Consider the following 21,120-nt stretch of genomic DNA (forward strand, 5'->3'; position numbering starts at 1 on the left):
CTGGAGCGCACGATGAGGGTTCTGCTCGCCGGTGCCAACGGCGTGATCGGCCGACCGCCGACCCGCGCGCTGGTCGCCGCCGGCCACGAGGTGCTCGCGCTCGCCCGCGGCGAGGAAGGTTCGACGGGCCGCGGGCGGCGACGGCGGGTGGGGGCGCCGGCGCCCCCCCGCCGTCGCCGCCCGCCGTCGCCGCCCCCGCGCGCGGGGTCGCGCGTCCGGGGCGGCCGCGTCAGCCGACCGTCGAGCCCTCGACGGGAGCGGAGAGCGGGATCGTCTCGCCGGCGAAGCCGGTCTTCACGAACTGCCAGGTGAGACCGTTGATCACGCCCTTGTCGAGCGGGGCGAGCCGGGCGAAGGCGGGCTGGCTGAGGTCGAGGTGGGTGGCGTCGCAGGACGGACACTTGTCCTTGACCGGGACGGTGACGGTCTTGCCCTGGTACGTCACCTTGACCGAAATCCCCTTGCAGAGCGGGTCGTTGTTCGGGTTGGCGGCCGTCCACCAGGCGTGCGGGACGGCGACCAGCAGCTGCGAGGCGGCGTTGATCTGGGTGCCGCAGGCACCGAAGCCGGCGTCGTTGTAGTAGGTGGCCTTGCCGCTCATCGGCTTGTTGATGGGTATCGCGGCGCTCGCCGTGCCCGCCGTCAGTGCGACCAGCGCGGCGGCGGCGAGCGGCGCGCCGGCCAGGATCCTGGCGCTCCTGCGGCTACTGAGGTTCCTGAGACTCCTGAGGTCCTTGACGACTCGCATGGTTCCCCTCCGGTTGTCGGTGGGCGTGGGCGCCGTCCGGCGCGCGGCGAACTCCGGGCATCGGCCAAGTCACGTGGGATGCACTGGAGTTCGGCCCTGATGGGCCCGCCCGGAAAGGACGCTATGCCGGACCGGCGAATGAGGTCCAGACCTTTGATGTGTTGTCATGAACACAAGTGAAGATGCTTTACGAAAGCGGCCGAAGGCGGGACGATACGTGACCGCACGACCGCCGGCGCGTTGTCAGGGCACCACCCATACCCCAGGAGGCCCCGTGCACCCCGCACTTCGCACCGCCCTCAGCGCCGCCCTCACCACCGCCCTCCTCGGCGCCGCCGTCCTGGCCGGCACCGGCACCGCCACCGCCGCCTCCCCGCGCGAGGTGAACCAGGGCTACAGCATTCCGGTCGGCGCGATCACCGATCTCGGCGCACTGCCCGTACTCGGCACCCTGGGGCTCGACTTCGCCCGCCTGCTGGGGCACTAGAGCCCGCCCGGCCCGTACGGTTCCACCCGGCCGGTGCCGGTCCGGAGACGTTCCTGTGTGCGCGCGGTGAAGCGTCCGAACTCCCCCGTCCCGAAGCGGTCAGACCCCTCCGAACTGCGGCTATGCTGTCGGGCGGCCTTTTGACGGGCCGTGAACGATACGGGGGATGAACGAATGAGCGACGACTCGGGGGTGGGCTTCACCGCCCACCCGGAGAAGCTGGACTCGGCCGCCGACAAGCTGACCAACGCGGGCAACGACGTGGGGACCGTCCGCGACACGCTGGGCCGGCTCACCATGTCCGGCGAGGACACCTTCGGGCCGTACGGCGCGCCCGAGGCGGCCAAGGCCTTCTGGTCGGCCTGGCAGGACGAGCTGGGTGTCAACACCGACGCCCTGCACGACCTCGGCGACAAGGTCCGGAAGACCTCCGCCAACTACAGCGGCGTGGACGGCAAGATCTCCCAGCACCTCCAGGGGCGGTGACCGATGCCCGACCACGACGCGCACCCGCTCGGCATCGACCCCGGCAGCCACCGGGCCCAGGTCGAGCGGCTCAAGAAGACGATCGACGAGTCGCACGGCATGTGGGGCGCCGGCGACCTCAAGTACGCGGTGCACGACGCCCTGCAGCTGGACGCGCCCAAGGGCGATCCCGGCAAGCTGGGCGAACTGGCCGCCGCCTACCACAACGCGGGCAGTCAGCTCGACCAGGTCCAGCTGGAGGTGGCCCGGACCGCGTCCGAGCGGCTCCCGGAGGCCTGGACCGGCCAGGTCGGCGAGAAGGCCGTCGAGGTGGTCCGGGCCTCCGCCGACGACCTGCAGCGGTGCCGGGAGACCCTGGCCAAGGGCCACGACCACCTCAAGGCGCTGGCGGGCGCCCTGCGGGAGGCGCAGTCCCTGCACGGCCAGGGCGACGCCCCGCTGCGGGAGGCCCTGAAGCTGCTGCACGACATCACCGTCTCCGGCGCGCCCGATCCGGTGCACTGGGACGACGACAAGATGCACTCGGCGCACGCCAAGGCCAAGGACGGCATCAAGTCGATGCACGACGCGGCCGTGAAGGCCGAGGAGGCCGGTCGCGCCGCGGCCCGCGAGCTGAACGGGCTGGCGGGCAAGGCGCTGGCCGGCAAGTTCAAGAACAAGGGGCTGGGCGCGGCCGACAAGCTGGTCCTCGTCGACGCCTCCCTCCTGGGCAGCGACCGGGCCGGCCAGATCCTCACCGCCAACGACGTGACGCGGGCGGGCCAGTTCATGGACAAGATGAGCGACGCGGACCGGGCCCGCTTCGACGAGCTGCTGGCCGGCGCGAAGTCCCCCGAGGAGCGCGCCTACCTGATGAAGGCGCTGGCCGCCGGGCACGGCTACGAGGAGGTCAAGGCCTTCGGCGCGCAGATCCACGAGCACGGCGACGACCCGAACTGGCTGGCCCAGCGGATATCCCCGGTGCAGCTCAACGCCCTGTCGACCGAGCAGGCGAGCACCGGTTACGGGGGCGTCGCCTGGGACCAGGGCCAACACCCCACCTGCGTGGCCGCCTCCACGGTCACCGCCCGGGCGATGGTCGACCCGCTGTTCGCGTTCCAACTGACCACCGGCGGCCACCCCGGCGACCCGAAGTACGACAACGGGCAGGCCGCGAAGGAGCGTTGGGACAAGGAGACGAACCGGGTCTACGACTCGGAGGGGACGTGGCACAACTGGATCGCGGGCGGTAGGTACGACTACGAGTCCAAGGACATGGCGAACGACGAGATCGCCAAGCACACCGGCGCCGAGTACCACACCGTGGACCTGGAGGGCGCCGAACAGCGCCGCAACGTCCTGGCGCAGGTCGAGGCGGCGGTGGACCAGGGCAAGCCGGTGCCGGTGGGCGTCAAGGAGGACACCTGGATCCGGGCGGACGGCCACCAGATGATGATCATCGGGCACCGCGGCGACCAGTTGGAGATCTACAACCCCTGGGGCTACACCGTCTGGGTCAGCGAGAGCGACTTCGTCAACAACCACATGGAGGGCGCCGCCGCCGGTGGCAACATGCCCATCGCCGACCACGTCCAGCTCCCCAAGTGAGGCCGCTGTGAGCACTCCGCAGTCCATGAGCGACGACCAGCTGGCCGCGCTCGACATCGAGATCCTGCTGCGCTTCGGCCTGCCGTCGGAGGGGGCGCACCGCTCGGCCCTGTTCGGGGACGGCGCGGTGGCCGCGGCCATCACCGCCGACCGGCTGGGCGTGCTGCCGCGCGCCGTGGTCTTCCTCGGCGAGGTGGTCAAGGCCGGCGGCACCCGCTACGCGGCGGCCCTGCCCGAGCCGCTGCCGGGCCCGGCGGCCGCGGCGGCCCGCGGGTGGCTGGAGGCGGCCGCGATGGTCGTCCGGGACCCGTCGGACGATCTGCTGGTCGCCCGCTGGCTGGACGCGGTCGCGGCCGTGCTGGCGCTGCGGGTCACCAACCGGGCGGGTGCCTCGTGACGCGCCGGCGGCTGCTGCTGACGGTGGCCGGCGCGCTGGTCGTCGTCCTCGCGGCGGGCGCGGTGGGCGTCCACCTGCTGACGAGCGGCAAGCTGGACCACGGCAAGGTGTTCACCGCCTCCTCGGGACAGCTCACCGTCACGCCCGGTCAGCTCTTCTCGATCGAGATCGACGAGCACCCGGCCTGGGGCGACCACTGGACGGTGGCCACGCCGGGCCCCGACCCGGCCACGGTCCAGGCGTCGGCCGACGAGTACGTCGGGAACCTCCACCTCCTCGAGAAGTCCGACGTGGGCGTGTTCGGTTCGGGCGGCCGCCACTACTTCGTCTTCCGCGCGAACGGCCCCGGCCGTACGGAGATCGCCCTGCACAACCGCTACGCGGGCGGCGCGATCGCACCCCCGGCCGACCTGGCGCCCGACCAGGTGGACCGCCGCGTCACCGTGGAGGTCCGGGGGTAGCGCGGACCCGTCGAGCGCACCACGTGGGGGCGGCCTGCCACAGGCCGCCCCCACGTGCGTCCGCTCAGCCCGGGAGGACGTCCGACAGGCGGGCGAAGCGGCGGCCCGCGGCCAGGAGGGACGGGAGGGCGGCGGCGAAGCCGGGGGCGGTGCCGCCGGCCGGGTGGTTGAGGTGGGCGATCACGATGGCCCCGGGCGGGGTGGCGTCGAGCTCCGCGCGGACCTGGGCGGAGGTGAAGGTGGCGCCGCCGTCGGCGTTGACGGTGAAGCCGGCGACCTGCTGGCCGAGGTCGGCGGCGATCCGGGTGGCGACGTCGTCGTAGTGGGCGGTGCCGGAGCGGAAGAACCGGGGCGGGCGGCCGAGCAGGGCGGTGAGCTTGGCGAGGTTGCCGGCGACCTCGTCGTACGCCTCGCCGACGTCGCCGGTGCCGGCGATGCCGTAGGCGGAGCGACCGGTGACGGAGAGCGGGCGGTGGAGCGTGCCGTGGTTGCCGATCTCGAACAGCGGGTCGCCGGCCAGACTCTCGAACTCGGCCGGATTGGCGTCGATCCAGCGGGCGTTGAGGAACAGGGTGGCGGGCACGTCGTGGGCGCGCAGGAGGTCGATCAGGCCGGCGTCGTAGCCCGAGCCGCCGGAGCCTCCGCAGGCGTCGAAGGTGAGCGCGGTGGCCCGCTGCCCGGGTGGCAGCTCGCTGGTCACACCGGAGACGTCCAGGCCCCACCGGGCCGGCTCGACGCCCCGGTACCGGGCCAGCACCTCGGCCCGGCCGATCGGCGCGCCGGGGGCGGGGGCCGGGCCGGGGCCGCCGGGGACAGCGGTCGCGGCCACCGGTTCAGGACCGGCGGTCGGTGAGGAGGCGGCGGCGGTCGGTGAGGCAGGGGGGCCGGTGGTCGGCGACGAAGCGGGGCCGCCGCTCGGCGGGGGAACGGCCGGCACCGGAGCGGCCGGCACCGCCCCCGTCACCCGTTCGGCGGGCTTCGCGGCCGCCCGGCATCCCGCCAGGGCGCTGCCCGCCGCCGCCAGCAGCAGGGTCCGCCGACTCAGCGACATGCCCACCTCCACGCATTTCGGACGTTCCGATCATCTGTTTCCATGAACCGATCGATCGTCACCCGCCGCAACCCCACCCGGTCCCGGCACCCCCGCCCAGGGAGCACCCCATGCCCGACGCCTCCGCACCCGCCCCGTCCCCGCTCCTCACCGGCCTCGTCCTCGGCGAGTCCCCCCGCTGGCACGACGGCCGGCTCTGGGTCTGCGACTGGGGCGCGCGGGAACTCCTCACCGTCGACGCCGACGGCAGCCCCACCGTGGTCGAGCGGGTCCCCTCGTTCCCGTTCTGCATCGACTGGCTGCCCGCACCGGACGGCCGGCTCCTGGTGGTGGCCGGCGGCGACCGCCGGCTGCTGCGCCGGGAGGCGGACGGCACGCTCGCGCCGTTCGCGGACCTGCGGCCGGTGCGTGACCGGCCGTGGAACGAGGTGGTCGTGGACCACCGGCGCGGCAACGCGTACGTCAACGGCATCGGGTTCGACCTGATGGGCGGTGAGGCACCCGGGCCGGGGCTGATCGCCCTGGTCACGCCGGCCGGCGCCGTCCGGCCGGTGGCGGCGGGGCTGGCCTTCCCCAACGGCATGGCGGTGGCCGGGGACGGCACCACACTGATCGTCGCCGAGTCGTACGCCGGCCGGCTCACGGCGTTCACCATCGCGCCCGACGGCGGCCTGACCGACCGGCGGGTCTGGGCGGAGGTCCCCGGGTCGGCGCCGGACGGGATCAGCCTGGACGCGGAGGGCGCGGTCTGGTTCGCCGACGTCCCGGGCCGCTGCTGCGTCCGGGTGCGCGAGGGCGGTGAGGTGGTGCGGCGGATCCCGCTCGACCGGGGCTGCTTCTCCTGCGCGCTCGGCGGCCCGGACGGCCGGACGCTCTTCCTGACCGCCGCCGAGTGGCCGACCCCGGAGGGCACCCGAACGGGTCAGGTACTGGCCGTGCCGGTCGACGTCCCCCGGGCCTGACAGCTCCCCCAGGCCCCTTCCCCGTTCCGCCGCACGCCGGTGGGGCCCGGCTCACCGCGGGTTCACCGGCGCGGGTAGGGACGCGGGCGAGCCGGCCGGGAGCCCGCCCCGCCGCCGCCCCCGACCGGAGGCCATCGATGACCGCCAGCGACCAACCAGCCGACGAGCACCCGCAGTTCGACCGCCGCGACCTCCTGCGGACCGGCCTGGCCACCGGCGCCGTGACCGCCCTCGGCCTGGCGTCCGGCGCCGGTCCGGCCCACGCGGCGGAGCCCGCGCCCGACCGGATCATCACGCTCACCGGCCATCTCCCCACCGGCGCGCCGGACTTCGCCTACCTGCCGTTCGAAGTCCCGGACGGCGTCCGGGAGATCGCCGTCTCCTACGGCTACGACAAGCCGCCCGTGCCCGCCGGCACCCCCGGCAACTCCTGCGACGTCGGCCTCTTCGACGAACGCGGCACCGGCCTCGGCGGGCGCGGCTTCCGCGGCTGGTCGGGCGGGTTCCGCACCGAGTTCACGGTCGCCCGCGACCGGGCCACGCCCGGCTACCTCCCCGGCCCCATCCGCCCGGGCCGGTGGCACGTCGTCCTGGGCCCGTACCAGGTGGCGCCGCAGGGGCTCGACTACCACGTGACGGTCACGCTCCGGTTCGGCGCGCCGGGGCCGGAGTTCACCCCGTCGTACCCGCCGGAGCGGGCCCGCGGGCGCGGGCGCGCCTGGTACCGGGGCGACTGCCACCTGCACACCGTGCACTCCGACGGCCGCCGGCTGCCCGAGGAGGTGGCGGCCGGCGCACGGGCCGCCGGGCTGGACTTCATCGTGTCGACGGACCACAACACCAGCTCCTCGCACGGGGTCTGGGGGCCGCTGGCCGGCCCGGACCTGCTGATCGTGCTCGGCGAGGAGGTCACCACCCGCAACGGGCACTGGCTGGCGCTCGGCCTGCGGCCGGGACGGTTCGTCGACTGGCGCTACCGTTCGCGCGACGGGGCGTTCCCGCGCTTCGCCCGGGAGGTCCGCCGCCAGGGCGGCCTGGTGGTGCCCGCGCACCCGTACTGCCCGTACGTCGCCTGCCAGTGGAAGTTCGGGTACGGGGAAGCCGACGCGGTCGAGGTCTGGAACGGGCCCTGGACGTACGACGACGAGTCGGCCGTCGACACCTGGGACGCGCAGCTCGCGGTCGCCCTGCGGGAGGGGCGGTCCTGGCTGCCGGCCGTGGGCAACAGCGACGCGCACAGCGCCCCGCAGGTGATCGGCTCGCCGCACACCGTCGTCAAGGCCGAGGACCTCACCCGCGACGCGGTCCTCGACGGCCTCCGGGCCGGCCGCAGCTGGCTGGCCGAATCGGCCGCCGTCCGCTTGGAGTTCACCGCCACCGGGCACGGCCGGCAGGCGGGCATCGGCGAACGGCTCACCGTCCCCGCGGACGCGCCGGTGGACGTCCGGCTCGACGTGTCCGGCGTGCCGGGCGGGACGGTCCGCTTCCTCACCGACGAGGGGCAGCTGCACCAGGAGTCCCTGCCCGCCGACGGCACGGGCACCGTGGTCTGGCGGACGACGGCCTCGCTGGCCGCCTTCGTCCGGGCCGAGGTCCGCCACCCCCGGGCCGACGGCTCACCGGGCCGGGGCAACGCGATGGGCCCCGAGCTGCCATGGGGTCCGATGGCGGCGCTCACCAACCCGATCGTGCTGCGCGTGGAGGGGGAGGCGGCGGGGGGACCGGCCGAGCACTCCGAGGCCCCCTCCGATGACCAGCCCGAGCACCCGCCCGAGCACCAGTCCGAGGAGCGGTCCGAGGAGCGGTCCGAGGACCGGTGGGGGACGACTCGGGGCGCCGCCGTGGACTAGGTTGATCTCCGACAGCAGTTAGTCGTACAGGCGAGGCGCTCGGCTGTCCGTACTCGGGCCCGCTCCTGCCCCGACCCCGTCCGTCCCCGGCCCGCGAAGGGATCAGCAGCTGTGAACCGTACGACCGTAGGTGGGCCGGAGCTCGGGGGCGGCCGGGGCGCCGGCGGCGTCGTCGTCCTCGCCGACCCGACGGGGACCGGGAGCGGCACGGTCGCGTCCCTGCTGGCCGACGCCCTCCACCCGAGCGTCCACCTGCGGGCGGACGACTTCCAGCGGGCCGTCCGGCAGGGGTACGTCCCGCCCCACCTGCCGGAGGCGCAGCGGCAGAACACGACGGCCCTGGCGGCCACCGCCCAGGCCGCGTTCGCGTTCGCGACCGGCGGGTACCAGGTGGTGGTCGAGGCGGCGGTGCCGCCCGCGGCCCTGGACGCGTTCCGCCGGGAGAGCCGCACCACGGGGGCGGCGCTCCACTACGTGCTGCTGCGCTCGCCGGAGGCCCCGGCCGGGCTCGGCGCGCTGGGCCCGCTGGAGCGGCACGCCGTGGACGCCGGGCCGGCGGCGCCGGAGGCGACGGCCGGGGCCGTCCTGGCCGGGCTGGCGCAGCGGGCGTTCCTGCTGGGCTGGTGAGGAGCGGCCCGGCTGGGGTGAGCGGCCCGGCTGGGGTGAGCGGCCCGGCTGGGCCGGCGTGAGCGGCCCGGACCGGACGGGAGGGGGGCGAACCCGGCGCCCGTACGGCGGAACTCCCCGGGCCGCCCCTCCCCCGACGGGCGGTCCTACGCGCCCACCTCGCCGTCGATCGCCTCGCGCAGGAAGTCGGCGTGCCCGTTGTGCCGGGCGTACTCGTGGATCAGGTGCAGCATCACCAGCCGCAGCGAGACGTCCGACTCCCACCTCGGCATGTAGCCGGTCACGTCCAGCGACGCCGCCTCCCGTTCGATCCGCCGGGCGTGCTCGACCTCCTCCTGCCAGGCCGCGAACGCCTCGGCGCGGTCGGCGCCGGTCGCGTCGTAAGCGGCCTGGAAGTCGCCCTCCGGCGACCAGACGAGGGCGATGTCCTCCTTGTTGATGACCCGGCGGAACCACGTCCGCTCGACCTCGGCCATGTGCCGGACCAGCCCGAGCAGCGACAGCGTGGACGGCGGGCTGGACCGCAGCCGCAGCTGCTCGTCGGTCAGGCCGTCGCACTTCACCGCCAGCGTGGCCCGGTGGAAGTCGAGGAAGGCGCGCAGCATCTCGCGCTCGCCCCCGGTCAGCGGCGGCGCGATCCGTTCGGTGGTCATGTCGGTCTCCCCTGTTCCTCGTCGGCGGGTGCCCCACGGCCCCGCCGCCCCGTCGGAACCCTAGTCGCCGGAGTCCGGGCCGGCGGGCCGACGGCCCGGGCGGCACCGCCGCGCGAGGAACCGCCCGCGGGGACCGGGCGTCGGTCCCCACGGGCGGTCTCCGCGGACGGTCTCCGCGGACGGTCCTCACGGACGGTCTCCGCGGGTGGCGGGTGTCAGGCCTCCGCGAGTGGCGGGTGTCAGGCCGCGACCAGCGTGGCCTCCGGGACGGATGCCTCCTCCGTCGCCGCCGGGGCGGGCCTGCGCAGGCCCTTGAGGACGATGACCGTCCCGGCCGTGACCACCGTGCCGGCCGCGATCGCGACCACGTACAGGACCGGACTCCCGATCAGCGGCAGCACCCAGATCCCGCCGTGCGGGGCGCGCAGGGTGGAGCCGAAGGCCATCGTCAGACCGCCGGTGACCATGCTGCCCGCCATCCCGGCCGGGATGACCCGCAGCGGGTCGGCCGCCGCGAACGGGATCGCGCCCTCGGTGATGAAGGAGGCGCCGAGCACCCAGGCGGCCTTGCCGTTCTCCCGCTCCTCGCGGGTGAAGAGCCGACTCCGGACCACGGTCGCCAGGGCCAGGCCGAGCGGCGGGGTCATGCCCGCGGCCATCACGGCGGCCATCACCTTGAGGCTGCCCGCGTCCGGGGTCGAACCGGCGGCGGTCAGCGCGCCCGCGGCGAAGGTGTACGCGACCTTGTTGAGCGGGCCGCCCATGTCGAAGGCCATCATGGCGCCGAGCAGCACGCCCAGCAGGACGGCGTTGGTGCCGGACAGCCCGTTCAGCCAGTCGGTCAGGCCGTTCATCGCGGTGGCGATCGGCGAGCCGACCAGGACGAACATCAGCAGGCCGACGGCCGCGACCGAGAGCAGCGGGATCACCACCACCGGCATGATGCCGGCGATCGCCCGCGGCACCCGCCAGCGCACCATCCAGAGCACCAGGAAGCCGGCGGCCAGGCCGGAGACGATGCCGCCGAGGAACCCGGCGCCCACCGCCACGGCCACCGCGCCGCCGACGACGCCGGCGGCCAGGGCCGCGCGGTCCGCGACGGCGTAGGCGATGTAGCCGGACAGGATCGGCACCAGGAAACCGAAGGACGTCTTGCCGGTCTGGAACAGCAGCGCCGCCCAGCTGTGCGAGGAGGTCCAGTCGAAGTGCCCGAGCACGGAGGGCGCGGAGGCGATCCCGTAGCCGCCGATCGCGAAGCCGAGGGCGATCAGCAGACCGCCGGCCGCGACGAACGGGATCATGTAACTGACGCCGGTCATCAGGTACTTGCGCAGGCGCGAGGCCCAGTGCTCGTTCGTCCTCCGCGAGTCCCCCGGGCCGGCCGACCCCGCGACCGGCGCGACGGTGCTCGGGGCGGCGGTGCCCGCTGCCACGGTGCCCGGCCCGGCCTGGGCGGCCAGCCGGGCCGCCTCGGCGACCAGCTCGTCCGCCCGGTTGACGCCGGCCTTCACCCCGACGTCCACGGTCGGCTTGCCGGCGAACCGCGCCCGGTCCCGGACCTCCACGTCGTGGGCGAGGATCACCGCGTCGGCGGCGGCGATCACGGCCGGGTCGAGCGGGGTGGAGCCCGCCGATCCCTGGGTCTCCACCAGGATCTCCGCGCCCGCCCGGGCCGCCGCCTGCTCCAGGGCCTTGGCGGCCATGTAGGTGTGCGCGATCCCGGTCGGGCAGGAGGTCACCGCGACCAGCCGCAGCCCGCCGTGGCCGGGAGCCTCCGGCGCCGGTCCGGCGGCCGGCGCGGGAACGACGGCCGGCGCGGGAACGACGGCCGGCCCGGGCGGCGGCGCCGTCTCGTCACCGTTGACCAGCGCGGCGACCGAGCTCGGGTCGGTGGCCTCGCGCAGGGCTCCGGTGAACACCGGGTCCATCAGCCGCCGGGCCAGCCCCGCCAGGATCCGCAGGTGGTCGTCGTCCGCGCCGTCCGGTGCGGCGATCATGAAGACCAGGTCGGCCGGCCGCCCGTCCGGCGCGTCGAAGTCCACGCCCCGGGCGCTGCGCCCGAAGGCCAGGCTGGGTCTGGTGACGTGCGCCGAGCGGCAGTGCGGGATCCCGATGCCGTCGCCGAGTCCGGTCGGCGCCTGGGCCTCGCGGGCGGCGATGTCGGCGAGGAAGCCGTCGAGGTCGGTGACCCGGCCCTCGGCGACCAGCCGCTGGGCGAGGGCGCGCAGGGCCTCGCTCTTCTCCTCGGGGGCGAGGTAGAGATCGACGAGCGCGGGTGTGATCAGTCCGCCGGTGTCGTTCATCGTCTTCGGTCCTTCGACTGAGGGTGCCTGTGCTTTGCGGTGCCCCCGGGAGGTGCGCCCGTCCGTTCCCACGCGAGTCGTTCCCACGCGGACGGGCGCCCCGGTTCAGCCGCGCAGTGCCCGTTCCAGCGGGATGTCCGCCGTCACGGCCACCGCGGCCGAGTTCAGGTGGGCCGGGGTCGGCATGACGCTCCCCGGCAGTTGGACGGCCGCGGCGCCGTGCGCCAGGGCCGCCGCGAGGGCGCCGGGGCCGCTGCCGCCGGCGCCGAGGAAGCCGGCCAGCGAGGCGTCGCCGGCTCCCACGTCGCTGCGGACCGCCACCACCGGCGCGGTGCCGAACCAGCTGCCCTCCTCGGCGAGGAGCAGCATGCCGTCGGCGCCGAGGCTGGCGAGCACCTGCTGGGCGCCGAGCTTGCGCAGTTCGCCGGCCGCGTCGACGGCGTCGCCGACGGTGGCGATCGGGCGGCCGACGGCTTCGGCGAGCTCCTCGCGGTTGGGCTTCACCACGTCGGGGCGGGCGGCGAGGGCGGCGAGCAGCGCCGGGCCCGAGGTGTCCAGGGCGATCCGGGCGCCGCCGGAGTGCACCTGGGCGACCAGTTCGGCGTACCACTCGGGCGCCAGGCCGCGCGGCAGGCTGCCGCAGCAGGCCAGCCAGTCGACGTCGGGGCCGGTGAAGTCCTGCCCGACCACGGCGAGCAGGGCGGCCGACTCCGCGGCGGTGAGCTCCGGGCCCCGGGCGTTGACCTTGGTCAGGCGGCCGCCGTCCTCGACGATCGAGACGTTGATCCGGGTGTCGCCGGAGATCGCCACCGGCGCGGCGTCGATGCCCTGGCCGCGCAGCAGTTCGGCGAGCAGCCGGCCGGAGGGGCCGCCGAGCGGGAGCACGGCCGTGGTGCGGTGGCCGGCGGCGGTGAGCGCGCGGGAGACGTTGACGCCCTTGCCGCCCGGGTCGAGCCGGTCGGTGGTGGCCCGGTGGACCTCGCCGAGGGCCAGGTCCGCCACCTCGTAGGTGCGGTCGAGGCTCGGGTTCGGGGTGATGGTGACGATCATGCGCGGATGACTTCCGGTCCGTGGTTCTCGATCTCTGCGGTCTGCTCGTCGGTCAGTCCAGTGTCCGTGACCAGCACGTCGACCTGGTCGAGCGAGCCGAACCGGGCGAAGTGGCGGACCCCGTACTTGGAGGAGTCGGCGACCAGCACCACCCGGCGGGCGCCGGTGAGCATGGCGCGTTTGACGGCCGCCTCGGCGAGGTCCGGCGTGGACAGCCCGCCCTCCACGGCGAAGCCGTTGGTGGCGACGACCGCGACGTCCGCGTGGACGTCGGCGAGGTCGCGCAGGGCCCAGGCGTCCACCGCGGCCTGGGTGCGGTGGCGCAGCCGGCCGCCGACCAGGTGCAGCGCGAGGCCGGGGTGGTCGGCCAGGCGGGCGGCGACGGGGAGGGCGTTGGTGACGACGGTGAGGGTGGAGTCGACGGGCAGCAGGGCGGCCAGCCGGGACACGGTGGTGCCCGCGTCCAGCAGCACGCTGCCCTCGGTGGGCAGCAGGGCGAGCGCGGCCCTGGCGATCCGCTCCTTCTCGACGGCGGCGGTGGAGTCCCGCTCGGCCAGCCCGGGCTCCAGGTGCAGCGCGCCGACCGGCAGCGCCCCGCCGTGCACCCGGTGCAGCAGTCCGGCGCGGTCGAGGGCGCTGAGGTCCCGCCGGATGGTCTCCTGCGTGACACCGAAGTCCTCGGCGAGCGCGGGCACGTCGACCCGGCCGCGCTCCTGGGCGAGGCGGAGGATCTGTTGCTGCCGCTCGGGTGCGTACATGTGGGATCAGGTCCGTTTCATGTCTGTTTACGCCTGGTCAGGCCCGACCTTACGCCCCCCGGCTCGAAAAGCAAGCGCTAGGAGGCGAATCCGGGCAGATCCGGGCCCATTCGGAAGCCGGTGCCCGTTTCTGGGGATCGGATTGCCCGAATCTGTTGACATCGCCACACAACCAGGCGTAGAACCAATCGAAACCACAGGTTCACGGGCGTGAAACCACACACCCCGGCCCGGCTCCCGCGCCCCCGCCCCCGGATCGCGGCCGCCGGGCCGGCCCTGGCCCCGCACCCCACCCCACGGCGCGGGTCCCGGTCCTCCCCCCTCTCACCCTCCACCCCGGCTCGTCGCCGGCCGGCCTCCCACCCCGGCCGGCGACCAGCACCTGCGGCCCCCAGTTCCGCCCCCGGTTCCGCCCCCGGTTCCGCCCCCGACCGCCCCAGAGCGAAGGAAGAAGCCCCTCATGCACCGACTCCTCGTCACCGTCGCCTCGCAGAGCGGCCTGCACGCCCGGCCCGCCTCGGCCCTCGTGAAGGCCGCCGCCCGCCAGCCCGTCAAGGTCACCCTCGGCCGCCCCGGCCAGCCCGGCGTCGACGCCCGCAGCCTGCTCTCCGTCCTCGCCCTGGCCGCCGGGCACGGCGAGACCCTGGAGCTGTCCGCCGAGGGCGACCAGGCCCAGCAGGCCGTCAAGGAGCTCGCCGACCTGCTCGCCACCGACCTCGACGCCACACCGACCCCGGCGTGACACCCACCCCGGTGTGAGGCCCCCCGGATCGCAACAGGAGCCCGCTGCGAACGCCGCACGGCCCGGTGGGCCTCCGGCGGTCAGGCGGTCAGGCAGTCAGGCGGTCAGGCGGTCAGGCGGACCGGGAACGTGCCGCGCCGCGGGTCGACGGGCGGGCGGCCCGCGCCGAACGCGTCCAGCAGGTCGTTCGGGTCGGTGCCGAGGCGGACCGTCCGCGGCGCGTCGTCCAGCCGGACCCGGCCGGGGCACCGGCACACCCGCGCCCCGGCCGGGGCACAGCTTTCCGCCCCGGCGAACGGGCCCACCGGGTGCGCGCCCGAACCATCACCCGGACCGGCCACGCTCCCGGCGAAGCGGACCGGGTGGGAGGCTGGATACCAGGAGCACTCGACCTCAAGAGACCGGCGGGAGACCGGCGGGAGACCGGCACGACACCGGCGGGAGACGGGCCGGGGGCCCACCACCGTCGTCCCTGCCACGGAGCGCGTGATGCCGACGAGGATCCTGATCGAGGGCCGCCCCGGCAGCGGGAAGACCACCGCGATCCGCCGGCTGGCGGCACTGCTGCACACCCGGGAGGCGGCCGGCTTCACCACCGAGGAGATCCGCTCCGACGGAGCCCGGGTCGGCTTCGCCCTGGAGACGCTGGACGGCCGGCGGGCCGTGCTCGCCCACGTCTCCTTCCCCGGGCCGCCACGGGTCGGGCGGTACGGCGTCGACCTGCGGGTGATGGCGCAGCTGGCGCTGCCCTCCCTGACGCCTCCGGCGACCACGCCCGTCACCCCGGCGCGGGAGCGGGTGCTCCTGCGGGAACGGCTGGTCCCGCAGGAACGGCTGGTCCCGCGGGAACGGCTGGTCCTGATCGACGAGCTCGGGCGGATGGAGCTGGCGTACCCCCCGTTCCAGGACGCCGTCCGGGCACTGTTCGCCGCCGAGGTGGACGTGGTCGCCACGGTGCAGGCGCAGCCGGGCCCGCTCACCGACGCGCTGAAGCGCCGCGCTGACGTCGAGCTGATCCGGCTGGCCCGGGCGGGCCGGGACGCCCTCCCGGCACAGCTGGCGGCACGCCTGGAACCGGCGGCGCGCTGAGCCGCGGGCCGGGAGAGGACGCGACCGATGGACCGTCACGACCGGACCGGAGAAGCGGTCCCCCGCCGCCGCGACGGGCGGCGCGCCCGGCTGCTGGGCGCCGCCACCCGCTGGGCCGGGCGCGCCGACCGGTGCGCGGGCTGGACCGGCCGGGGTGTCGAGCGGTGCCGCCGCTGGGCGCGGGAGGGTGCCCGGCGGCCGGGTGAGCTGGCGCCGCCGTCCTGGTTCGCGATCGCCCTGCCGTTCGGCATCGCCTGGTACCGGGTGCTCGGCGCCGCGGCGCGGACGTGGTGCCGGGTGGCCCGCCAGGCCTGCCGGCTCTTCGCCCGGGCCTTCCCCCGGAGCGTCCCCGCCGACCGGGAGCGCGGCGAACGAGACGTTTCCTGACAGGCTGCCTCACTCCGGCCGAAAACCGTCCCAGCACAGATTTTCGGGGCGGCCGCGGACTTCTCAACTCCGTACGCGGAGTGCCAGATTGACTGCCTTCGGGCGGCCGGTCGGACCGGGCGCCGCCCGCGGATTCCGGCCCGCGTCGAACGGAGAGCCATGACCGCACCCACCGCACCGACCGCCACCCCCTCCTACCGCACCGCCCGGGCAGCGGGCGCGCTCCCGCTGCTCGGCCACGCCCCGGCGCTGGTCCGCAATCCGCTGCCGTTCCTGCGCTCGCTCGCCGAGCAGGGTGACCTGGTGGAGCTCCGGCTCGGGCCGCAGCGCGCGATGATGGTCTGCTCCCCCGAGCTGTTCCACCAAGTCCTCACCGACACCCGGCACTTCGACAAGGGCGGCCCGCTCTTCGACAAGCTGCGGCCGTTCCTGGGCGACGGCCTGGGCTCCACGCCCCACGACGTGCACCGCCGGCAGCGCCGGCAGCTCCAACCCGCGTTCCGCCCGGACGCGTTCACCCGCTACCTGGCGGTGATGCGGGAGGAGATCCTCGCCGCCTCGGCCGGCTGGCGGGACGGCGCGGTGATCGAGGTCGAGCGGCACGCCTATCCGCTGATCGCCAGGATCATCACCCGGACGATGTTCTCCGCGGACGGCTCCTCCGCCGCCGTGGCGGACATCGCCGACGCCTACCCGGACTTCCACCAGGGCATCGGCCGGCAGATGCGCTCGCCGTTCCGGCTGCTCGACCTGCTGCCGACGCGGGCCAACCGCCGCTTCCGCCGGGCGTGCCGCATCGTCGGCCAGGTGGTCGACGGCGCGATCGCGGACCGCCGCCGCGGCGAGGACACCGGCAGCGAGCGCGACCTGCTGACGCTGATGGTCGCGGAGGGACTGACCGACCGCGAGATGCACGACCAGGTCGTCACCATGCTCACCGGCGGCATCGGCACCTCCGCCTCGGCGCTCGGCTGGGCGCTGCACTTCCTCTCCCGGGACGAGGTGCTCGCCGACGCCGTCGCCCAGGAGGCGCGCACCGTCCTCCCGCCGGACACCGCCCTCCCGCCCGACACCGGGCTCCCACCGGGCACCGCCCTCCCGCCCGGCGACGGCAGTAGAGCCGGCGCCGAGGCCGGCCCCCTCCCGCCGCTCACCCTCGCGGACGTCACCCGCCTGGACCTCGCCCGCCGCGTGGTGGCGGAGACGCTCCGCTTCTACCCGTCCGCCTGGTTCTACAGCCGCACCGTGACCGCCCCCGTCGAGCTGGCCGGCCGGCACCTCCGCCCGGGCACCCCGGTCCTGCTCTCCCCCTACCTCGTCCACCACCGCCCCGACCTCTACCCCGAGCCCGAACTCTTCGACGTCGACCGCTGGTTGCCCGAACGCCACGCCCTGCTCCCGCGCCAGGCCTACGTCCCCTTCGGCACGGGCTCCCGCAAGTGCATCGGGGACGTCTACGCCCTCACCGAGATCACCCTGGCCGTCGCCGTGATCGCCTCCCGGTGGCGGCTGGAACCGCCGCCCGGGCCGGTGCCCCGGCACCTGGTCGAGCCCCGGCCCTGGACCGTGATCCATCCGGCCCCGCTGCGCCTGCGGCTGCACCGCCGCGCCTGAACCGCGCCGCAGTGGACCGCGCCGCAGTGGACCGGCCCGAAGGAACGCGGCCCGAAGGAGCCCGACACCGCATGACGACACCCCGTACCGTCCCCCTCGACCTCCGGCTGCTGCCCGGCCCCGACCACGTCCTCTACCGGCTGCCGCCCCGGATGTCCCCGCACCGGGAGGAGTTGGAGCGGCTCATCCTGGACTGGGCCGACCGCTACGGCCTGGTGGACAGCCCGCGCGCCCGTCAGCGGCTCGCCGACACCCACCTGGGCGAGCTCATCGCCCGCTGCTACCCGCACCTGCGCGCGGAGCGGCTCGAACCGCTCGCCGGCTGGTTCACCTGGGCCTTCGTCATCGACGACCTCTACGACGGCTGCGCGTCGGCGGAGGCGGCCGGCCACACCCGCGCCACCCTGCGGATGCTCGCCGCCCTCTCGCTGCGGTCGGGCGAGCCGTCACCGGCCCGGGACGTGCCGCCGCTCGCGGTGGAGCTCGCCGAGGTGTGGCGGCGGCTCGCCGGCCGGCAGAGCCTCCAGTGGCAGCTGCGGTTCATCACCCACATGGGGCAGTTCCTGGACGCCTTCCACTACGAGGCGGCCAACCGCGAGCACCGGCACGTCCCCGCCCTCAGCGGCTACACCCAGCTGCGCCGCGCCTCGGGCGGCATCACCCCGTCGCTGGACCTGCTGGAGTACGCGGCCGGTCTGGAGGTCCCCGCGCTGTTCCACGAGTCCGAGCAGTTGCGCACCATGGTCAACAAGGCCGCCGACGTCGTCGTCTGGGTCAACGACGTCCTCTCGCTGCGGAAGGAGCTCGTCGTCGGCGAGGTCACCAACGGCGTGCTGGCGGTGAGCCGGGAGCTCCGCTGCGGGATGCAGGACGCCATCGACCACGTGTACCGCAAGGTCGCCCGTGACATCGACGCCTTCCTGCACGCCGAGGAGTCGCTCACCACCCTGTGCCGCGGCTGGCACGGCCTGCGGGAGTCCGACCGGGCCGCGATCGGCGCCTTCACCGACGGCATGAAGGCCTGGATGCGCGGCAACCTGGAGTGGGCGCTCAACTCCCGCCGCTACCTGGAGGTCGACACGCTGCGCCTCACCGGCACCCCGGCCCTGCCCGCCCCGCAGGCCCCGGCCTGAGCCCGCGCCCCTCGGCCGACTCCCCTCGGGCCCGGGTCCGGCTCACCGCCCGGACCCGGCGGTGAGCCGGACCCGGGCGGGACCGCGGCGATCAGCGGTCAGCGGTCAGTGGTCAGGGTTCAGGGGTCAGTGGTCAGGGGTCAGGGGTCAGTTCACGTGCACCACGGGGCCGCCGGCCTGGCTGCTGTCGGTGACCGGCCCGTACGTGGCGGAGAAGTACCCGTCGCCGGGGCACAGGCTCGATCCGCCGCTCTTGACGAAGTGCTCGTTGCGGAAGACCAGGCTGTGGGCGGCGTTGTCGGCGCTCCCCGTGAAGGCGCCACTGAGCTGGTAGCTGCAGGTGAGGGTGCCGAACCACGAGTTCAGCACGGCCGTGGCCTGGACCGGTCCGCCCACCCCGGCGGTGATCGCGACCGGGTAGCCGGCGGAGTCCCCGACCGACACGGTGTACGGGAGGTTGCCCACGGTGAGGCTCCGGACGGACGTGACCCCGGTGACGTTGCTGGTGCACGAGCCGAACGTGTGCCCGGTCAGGGACTCCGTCGCCGTCCCGGGGGCGGCGGGGTTGCCGAGCACCCGAGCGGTGAACTGCGAGACGGCGCAGGTGACCCCGGTCGAGCCGGTGGCGGTCGAGTAGAAGGTGGCGCGCGTGTTGGCGGCGAGCGGCGCGACCAGGACGTCGCCGACCGCGACCGGGGTGCCGCCGGCGTCGCCGGTGGTCAGCACCGCCGTCTCGGCCGCCGTGCCGCCGGCCGAGGCGGATGCGGGGGCGGCGCCGACGGCCAGCGTCGCGGCGACTGCGGCCAACGCCAGGCAGGAGCGAGTGCGCATGGGGGAGCCTCTCTCGGCGAGGGGTGAGGGAAGACGAACTTCCGCGGCTGCCCGAGTAGTTGGGGACATCCGGCAGCTGACAACGTTGTAGAGCCGTGTCAGTGCACCGTCAACCCATCGCGCAGGAGTTGCTGACAAATCCGTCAGCAACAGGACCCCCGATCACCCCGGAACGGCCAGGCCGCCGACACGGAGAGTCACCGACGCCGATCGCCACCCGAGCGCGACACGCCGTACCGCCCAGGCGCCGCTTGCCCTCAATGGACTAGACCATTGACGTCAGGCCTCGGGCCGGTTTCAATGGCCGGACCACCAGTACGCAAGGGGGACGTACCGACCGGAACCGGTACGACGCACTGGAGCAACAGCCGGCCTCCAGCCGGTCACCCTCGGTGAGGGACCGGCGGAGCCCCCGAAAGGCGGTGCCATCCGTGGACGCTGTTCCCTCCGACGCTGCTCGCGCGCGAGGCCGCTCCCCCTTCGCCACGCCCCCGGACCGGGCGGCCTGGCGGACCACGCCGTTGTGGATCGTCGAGATCCCGATGGCGGCCGGCCCCGGCGCCGGGCGGCGGAGCGGCCGGCAGATCTGCGCCGTCCGCGCACGGTCCGACCGGGAGGCCCTCCACGAGGCGCTGCGCCGCACCCACGACCCCGCCGCCGTGGCCCGCCGCCGCGGCGCCGCCCTGGACCCGGGCCGCGCCACGGTCACCGCGTGGGACTCGCGGCAGACCCTGTTCTGAGCGCCCGCACGGGCCGGGGGCGCGCCTCCTCGCTCTGAGCGCCCGCACGGCCCGGGGCCGCGCCTCCCCGTCGTCCGGGGCGGCGCGATCCACCCGGACGTGGTGTTCGGCCGCGATCCCGTTGGGGTACGTACCGCGGCGCCCCCGACGCCCGGGACGACGACCCACGAGGAGACCGAGCCGCCCATGAGCCAGGACCGCATCCCCGCAGCCGTACGGCAGACCTACGGCGCCGACGACCTCTCCCAGGCCGCGAGCTTCGCCGGCGGCTTCATCAACTTCGGCGACTGGAGCGGCATCGACCTCACCGCGCCCACGCCCGACGACCGGGTGCGCAGCCAGGAGCAGCTCTACCGGCGCGTGCTGCGCACCTTCCCGGAGCCGCGCGAGCGGCTGCGGCTGGCGGAGGTCGGCTCCGGGCGCGGCCTGGGCGCCGCCCTCGCGCTGCGCGAGTTCCGCTTCGCCGCCGTCACGGGCGTCGACATCCACCCCGACCAGGTCGAGCGGGCCCGCGCCGTCAACGCCAGGGCCCTCGCCACCTACCCCGACCGCCTCTCCTACACCCTCGGCTCGGCCGAGGAACTCCCCTTCGCCGACGCCTCGCTGGACGGCCTCTACTCCGTCGAGGCCGCCCAGCACTTCCGCGCGCTCACCGGCTTCGCGCACGAAGCCGCCCGCGTGCTGCGCCCCGGCGGCCGCCTCGCCGTGACCACCTTCTTCACCGCCGACGGCCCCGACACCGCCGAACGCCTCGGCCTCCTGCTCGCCAGCTTCGCCGACGGCCTCGACGTCCCCCACACCCTCACCGGCTTCACCACCGACCTCGCCAAGGCCGGGTTCGCCGACGTCGGCACCGAGTCCATCGGCCCCGACGTCTGGCCCGGCCTCGACCGCTACCTCGCCGACACCGTCCCGCCCGGTCACTGGACCCGCAACTTCCTCCGCGCCTGGCAGGACGGCCTGCTCGACTACCACCTGGTCACCGCCGGCCGGCCGTGACCCCGGCCGGGCGCCGACGGCGGGGTGGGGCGGTGGGGGGGCGGGGGTGCGGGGGGGCCGCGGGGGCGGGGCCCCGGGGGGGGGGGCGGGGGAGCAGGGGGGGGGGGGGGGGGGGCGGGGGGGGCGGGGGGGGGGGGGGGGCGGCCCGGGCGCCGGGGGGGTCCC

General features: G+C 75.3%; 23 protein-coding genes. 15 read left to right on the top strand and 8 right to left on the bottom strand.

The features are described from left to right. Window positions 1–229: 229 nt before the first annotated feature. Entirely contained in the window at window positions 230–748 is a 519-nt protein-coding gene (locus ACFVHB_RS14465) for a cysteine/serine endopeptidase inhibitor (RefSeq protein ID WP_380320444.1), read from the bottom strand. Between the two features lie 274 nt (window positions 749–1,022). On the opposite strand from ACFVHB_RS14465, the gene ACFVHB_RS14470 reads away from it, so the two are divergent. The 5 genes from ACFVHB_RS14470 (at window position 1,023) to ACFVHB_RS14490 (ending at window position 4,166) form a co-directional block, all read left to right on the top strand. After that, window positions 1,023–1,235, top strand: coding sequence for a hypothetical protein (locus ACFVHB_RS14470; RefSeq protein ID WP_380320447.1), 213 nt, complete (start codon window positions 1,023–1,025; stop codon window positions 1,233–1,235). 174 nt (window positions 1,236–1,409) lie between these two features. After that, the gene (locus tag ACFVHB_RS14475) at window positions 1,410–1,721 is read left to right on the top strand and encodes a WXG100 family type VII secretion target (RefSeq protein WP_380320450.1); all 312 of its coding nucleotides are present in this window, start codon (window positions 1,410–1,412) and stop codon (window positions 1,719–1,721) included. A 3-nt stretch (window positions 1,722–1,724) separates the two neighbouring features. Next, the gene (locus ACFVHB_RS14480) at window positions 1,725–3,308 is read left to right on the top strand and encodes a peptidoglycan-binding protein (RefSeq protein WP_380320453.1); all 1,584 of its coding nucleotides are present in this window, start codon (window positions 1,725–1,727) and stop codon (window positions 3,306–3,308) included. Between the two features lie 25 nt (window positions 3,309–3,333). Beyond that, a complete protein-coding gene (locus tag ACFVHB_RS14485) occupies window positions 3,334–3,705 on the top strand; it encodes a hypothetical protein (protein WP_380320456.1) in 372 nt (123 codons plus the stop codon). Next, on the top strand, window positions 3,702–4,166 hold the full coding sequence (locus tag ACFVHB_RS14490; RefSeq protein WP_380320459.1) for a protease inhibitor I42 family protein: 465 nt from the start codon (window positions 3,702–3,704) through the stop codon (window positions 4,164–4,166). The genes ACFVHB_RS14485 and ACFVHB_RS14490 overlap by 4 nt, the downstream gene beginning before the upstream one ends. A 64-nt stretch (window positions 4,167–4,230) precedes the next feature. On the opposite strand, the gene ACFVHB_RS14495 is transcribed toward ACFVHB_RS14490, so the two are convergent. After that, the gene (locus tag ACFVHB_RS14495) at window positions 4,231–5,217 is read right to left on the bottom strand and encodes a polysaccharide deacetylase family protein (RefSeq protein ID WP_380320462.1); all 987 of its coding nucleotides are present in this window, start codon (window positions 5,215–5,217) and stop codon (window positions 4,231–4,233) included. A 110-nt stretch (window positions 5,218–5,327) separates the two neighbouring features. Between ACFVHB_RS14495 and ACFVHB_RS14500 the strand changes: the two genes are divergently transcribed. The 3 genes from ACFVHB_RS14500 (at window position 5,328) to ACFVHB_RS14510 (ending at window position 8,656) form a co-directional block, all read left to right on the top strand. Beyond that, window positions 5,328–6,179 (top strand): SMP-30/gluconolactonase/LRE family protein, encoded by an 852-nt coding sequence (locus tag ACFVHB_RS14500; protein WP_380320465.1) that lies wholly within the window; start codon window positions 5,328–5,330, stop codon window positions 6,177–6,179. A gap of 137 nt (window positions 6,180–6,316) precedes the next feature. Beyond that, the gene (locus ACFVHB_RS14505) at window positions 6,317–8,029 is read left to right on the top strand and encodes a CehA/McbA family metallohydrolase (protein WP_380320468.1); all 1,713 of its coding nucleotides are present in this window, start codon (window positions 6,317–6,319) and stop codon (window positions 8,027–8,029) included. A 111-nt stretch (window positions 8,030–8,140) separates the two neighbouring features. Continuing rightward, complete coding sequence (locus ACFVHB_RS14510; RefSeq protein WP_380320471.1) at window positions 8,141–8,656, top strand: ATP-binding protein; 516 nt, start codon at window positions 8,141–8,143, stop codon at window positions 8,654–8,656. Between the two features lie 146 nt (window positions 8,657–8,802). Here ACFVHB_RS14510 and ACFVHB_RS14515 read toward each other — a convergent pair whose 3' ends face one another. The 4 genes from ACFVHB_RS14515 to ACFVHB_RS14530 form a co-directional block, all read right to left on the bottom strand. After that, on the bottom strand, window positions 8,803–9,309 hold the full coding sequence (locus tag ACFVHB_RS14515) for a DinB family protein (RefSeq protein ID WP_380320474.1): 507 nt from the start codon (window positions 9,307–9,309) through the stop codon (window positions 8,803–8,805). Between the two features lie 239 nt (window positions 9,310–9,548). Continuing rightward, on the bottom strand, window positions 9,549–11,612 hold the full coding sequence (locus tag ACFVHB_RS14520; protein WP_380320477.1) for a fructose-specific PTS transporter subunit EIIC: 2,064 nt from the start codon (window positions 11,610–11,612) through the stop codon (window positions 9,549–9,551). Window positions 11,613–11,717: 105 nt separating this feature from the next. After that, on the bottom strand, window positions 11,718–12,662 hold the full coding sequence (gene pfkB / locus ACFVHB_RS14525; protein WP_380320479.1) for a 1-phosphofructokinase: 945 nt from the start codon (window positions 12,660–12,662) through the stop codon (window positions 11,718–11,720). After that, complete coding sequence (locus ACFVHB_RS14530) at window positions 12,659–13,420, bottom strand: DeoR/GlpR family DNA-binding transcription regulator (RefSeq protein WP_380320482.1); 762 nt, start codon at window positions 13,418–13,420, stop codon at window positions 12,659–12,661. The genes pfkB and ACFVHB_RS14530 overlap by 4 nt, the downstream gene beginning before the upstream one ends. 460 nt (window positions 13,421–13,880) lie before the next feature. On the opposite strand from ACFVHB_RS14530, the gene ACFVHB_RS14535 reads away from it, so the two are divergent. Continuing rightward, the gene (locus ACFVHB_RS14535) at window positions 13,881–14,162 is read left to right on the top strand and encodes an HPr family phosphocarrier protein (RefSeq protein ID WP_380320485.1); all 282 of its coding nucleotides are present in this window, start codon (window positions 13,881–13,883) and stop codon (window positions 14,160–14,162) included. Window positions 14,163–14,266: 104 nt separating this feature from the next. On the opposite strand, the gene ACFVHB_RS14540 is transcribed toward ACFVHB_RS14535, so the two are convergent. Beyond that, complete coding sequence (locus ACFVHB_RS14540; protein WP_380320488.1) at window positions 14,267–14,419, bottom strand: hypothetical protein; 153 nt, start codon at window positions 14,417–14,419, stop codon at window positions 14,267–14,269. 232 nt (window positions 14,420–14,651) lie between these two features. Between ACFVHB_RS14540 and ACFVHB_RS14545 the strand changes: the two genes are divergently transcribed. The 4 genes from ACFVHB_RS14545 to ACFVHB_RS14560 all read left to right on the top strand — a co-directional run bounded on the left by ACFVHB_RS14545 (window position 14,652) and on the right by ACFVHB_RS14560 (window position 18,385). Continuing rightward, complete coding sequence (locus ACFVHB_RS14545) at window positions 14,652–15,251, top strand: nucleoside-triphosphatase (protein ID WP_380320491.1); 600 nt, start codon at window positions 14,652–14,654, stop codon at window positions 15,249–15,251. Window positions 15,252–15,278: 27 nt separating this feature from the next. Beyond that, window positions 15,279–15,638 carry a hypothetical protein gene (locus ACFVHB_RS14550; protein ID WP_380320494.1) on the top strand — a complete coding sequence of 120 codons (360 nt, stop codon included), beginning with the start codon at window positions 15,279–15,281 and terminating at the stop codon, window positions 15,636–15,638. A gap of 159 nt (window positions 15,639–15,797) precedes the next feature. Further along, the gene (locus ACFVHB_RS14555) at window positions 15,798–17,252 is read left to right on the top strand and encodes a cytochrome P450 (protein WP_380320497.1); all 1,455 of its coding nucleotides are present in this window, start codon (window positions 15,798–15,800) and stop codon (window positions 17,250–17,252) included. Between the two features lie 71 nt (window positions 17,253–17,323). Next, the gene (locus tag ACFVHB_RS14560; protein ID WP_380320500.1) at window positions 17,324–18,385 is read left to right on the top strand and encodes a hypothetical protein; all 1,062 of its coding nucleotides are present in this window, start codon (window positions 17,324–17,326) and stop codon (window positions 18,383–18,385) included. A 147-nt stretch (window positions 18,386–18,532) separates the two neighbouring features. Here ACFVHB_RS14560 and ACFVHB_RS14565 read toward each other — a convergent pair whose 3' ends face one another. Then, entirely contained in the window at window positions 18,533–19,216 is a 684-nt protein-coding gene (locus tag ACFVHB_RS14565) for a Tat pathway signal sequence domain protein (protein ID WP_380320503.1), read from the bottom strand. 431 nt (window positions 19,217–19,647) lie between these two features. On the opposite strand from ACFVHB_RS14565, the gene ACFVHB_RS14570 reads away from it, so the two are divergent. Then, window positions 19,648–19,956, top strand: a complete 309-nt coding sequence (locus ACFVHB_RS14570; RefSeq protein ID WP_380320505.1) for a hypothetical protein — start codon at window positions 19,648–19,650, stop codon at window positions 19,954–19,956. 186 nt (window positions 19,957–20,142) lie between these two features. Next, window positions 20,143–20,955 carry a class I SAM-dependent methyltransferase gene (locus ACFVHB_RS14575; RefSeq protein WP_380320508.1) on the top strand — a complete coding sequence of 271 codons (813 nt, stop codon included), beginning with the start codon at window positions 20,143–20,145 and terminating at the stop codon, window positions 20,953–20,955. Window positions 20,956–21,120: the final 165 nt, after the last annotated feature.

The sequence above is a fragment of the Kitasatospora sp. NPDC127111 genome (assembly GCF_042677465.1).
Classification (GTDB): domain Bacteria; phylum Actinomycetota; class Actinomycetes; order Streptomycetales; family Streptomycetaceae; genus Kitasatospora.

What these genes read in the sequence shown, in the direction of transcription:
- ACFVHB_RS14465 (WP_380320444.1), bottom strand. Translation starts at nt 748, where the DNA reads ATGCGAGTCGTCAAGGACCTCAGGAGTCTCAGGAACCTCAGTAGCCGC.
- ACFVHB_RS14475 (WP_380320450.1), top strand. Translation starts at nt 1,410, where the DNA reads ATGAGCGACGACTCGGGGGTGGGCTTCACCGCCCACCCGGAGAAGCTG.
- ACFVHB_RS14480 (WP_380320453.1), top strand. Translation starts at nt 1,725, where the DNA reads ATGCCCGACCACGACGCGCACCCGCTCGGCATCGACCCCGGCAGCCAC.
- ACFVHB_RS14485 (WP_380320456.1), top strand. Translation starts at nt 3,334, where the DNA reads ATGAGCGACGACCAGCTGGCCGCGCTCGACATCGAGATCCTGCTGCGC.
- ACFVHB_RS14495 (WP_380320462.1), bottom strand. Translation starts at nt 5,217, where the DNA reads ATGTCGCTGAGTCGGCGGACCCTGCTGCTGGCGGCGGCGGGCAGCGCC.
- ACFVHB_RS14500 (WP_380320465.1), top strand. Translation starts at nt 5,328, where the DNA reads ATGCCCGACGCCTCCGCACCCGCCCCGTCCCCGCTCCTCACCGGCCTC.
- ACFVHB_RS14505 (WP_380320468.1), top strand. Translation starts at nt 6,317, where the DNA reads ATGACCGCCAGCGACCAACCAGCCGACGAGCACCCGCAGTTCGACCGC.
- ACFVHB_RS14515 (WP_380320474.1), bottom strand. Translation starts at nt 9,309, where the DNA reads ATGACCACCGAACGGATCGCGCCGCCGCTGACCGGGGGCGAGCGCGAG.
- ACFVHB_RS14520 (WP_380320477.1), bottom strand. Translation starts at nt 11,612, where the DNA reads ATGAACGACACCGGCGGACTGATCACACCCGCGCTCGTCGATCTCTAC.
- pfkB (WP_380320479.1), bottom strand. Translation starts at nt 12,662, where the DNA reads ATGATCGTCACCATCACCCCGAACCCGAGCCTCGACCGCACCTACGAG.
- ACFVHB_RS14530 (WP_380320482.1), bottom strand. Translation starts at nt 13,420, where the DNA reads ATGTACGCACCCGAGCGGCAGCAACAGATCCTCCGCCTCGCCCAGGAG.
- ACFVHB_RS14535 (WP_380320485.1), top strand. Translation starts at nt 13,881, where the DNA reads ATGCACCGACTCCTCGTCACCGTCGCCTCGCAGAGCGGCCTGCACGCC.
- ACFVHB_RS14545 (WP_380320491.1), top strand. Translation starts at nt 14,652, where the DNA reads ATGCCGACGAGGATCCTGATCGAGGGCCGCCCCGGCAGCGGGAAGACC.
- ACFVHB_RS14550 (WP_380320494.1), top strand. Translation starts at nt 15,279, where the DNA reads ATGGACCGTCACGACCGGACCGGAGAAGCGGTCCCCCGCCGCCGCGAC.
- ACFVHB_RS14555 (WP_380320497.1), top strand. Translation starts at nt 15,798, where the DNA reads ATGACCGCACCCACCGCACCGACCGCCACCCCCTCCTACCGCACCGCC.
- ACFVHB_RS14560 (WP_380320500.1), top strand. Translation starts at nt 17,324, where the DNA reads ATGACGACACCCCGTACCGTCCCCCTCGACCTCCGGCTGCTGCCCGGC.
- ACFVHB_RS14565 (WP_380320503.1), bottom strand. Translation starts at nt 19,216, where the DNA reads ATGCGCACTCGCTCCTGCCTGGCGTTGGCCGCAGTCGCCGCGACGCTG.
- ACFVHB_RS14575 (WP_380320508.1), top strand. Translation starts at nt 20,143, where the DNA reads ATGAGCCAGGACCGCATCCCCGCAGCCGTACGGCAGACCTACGGCGCC.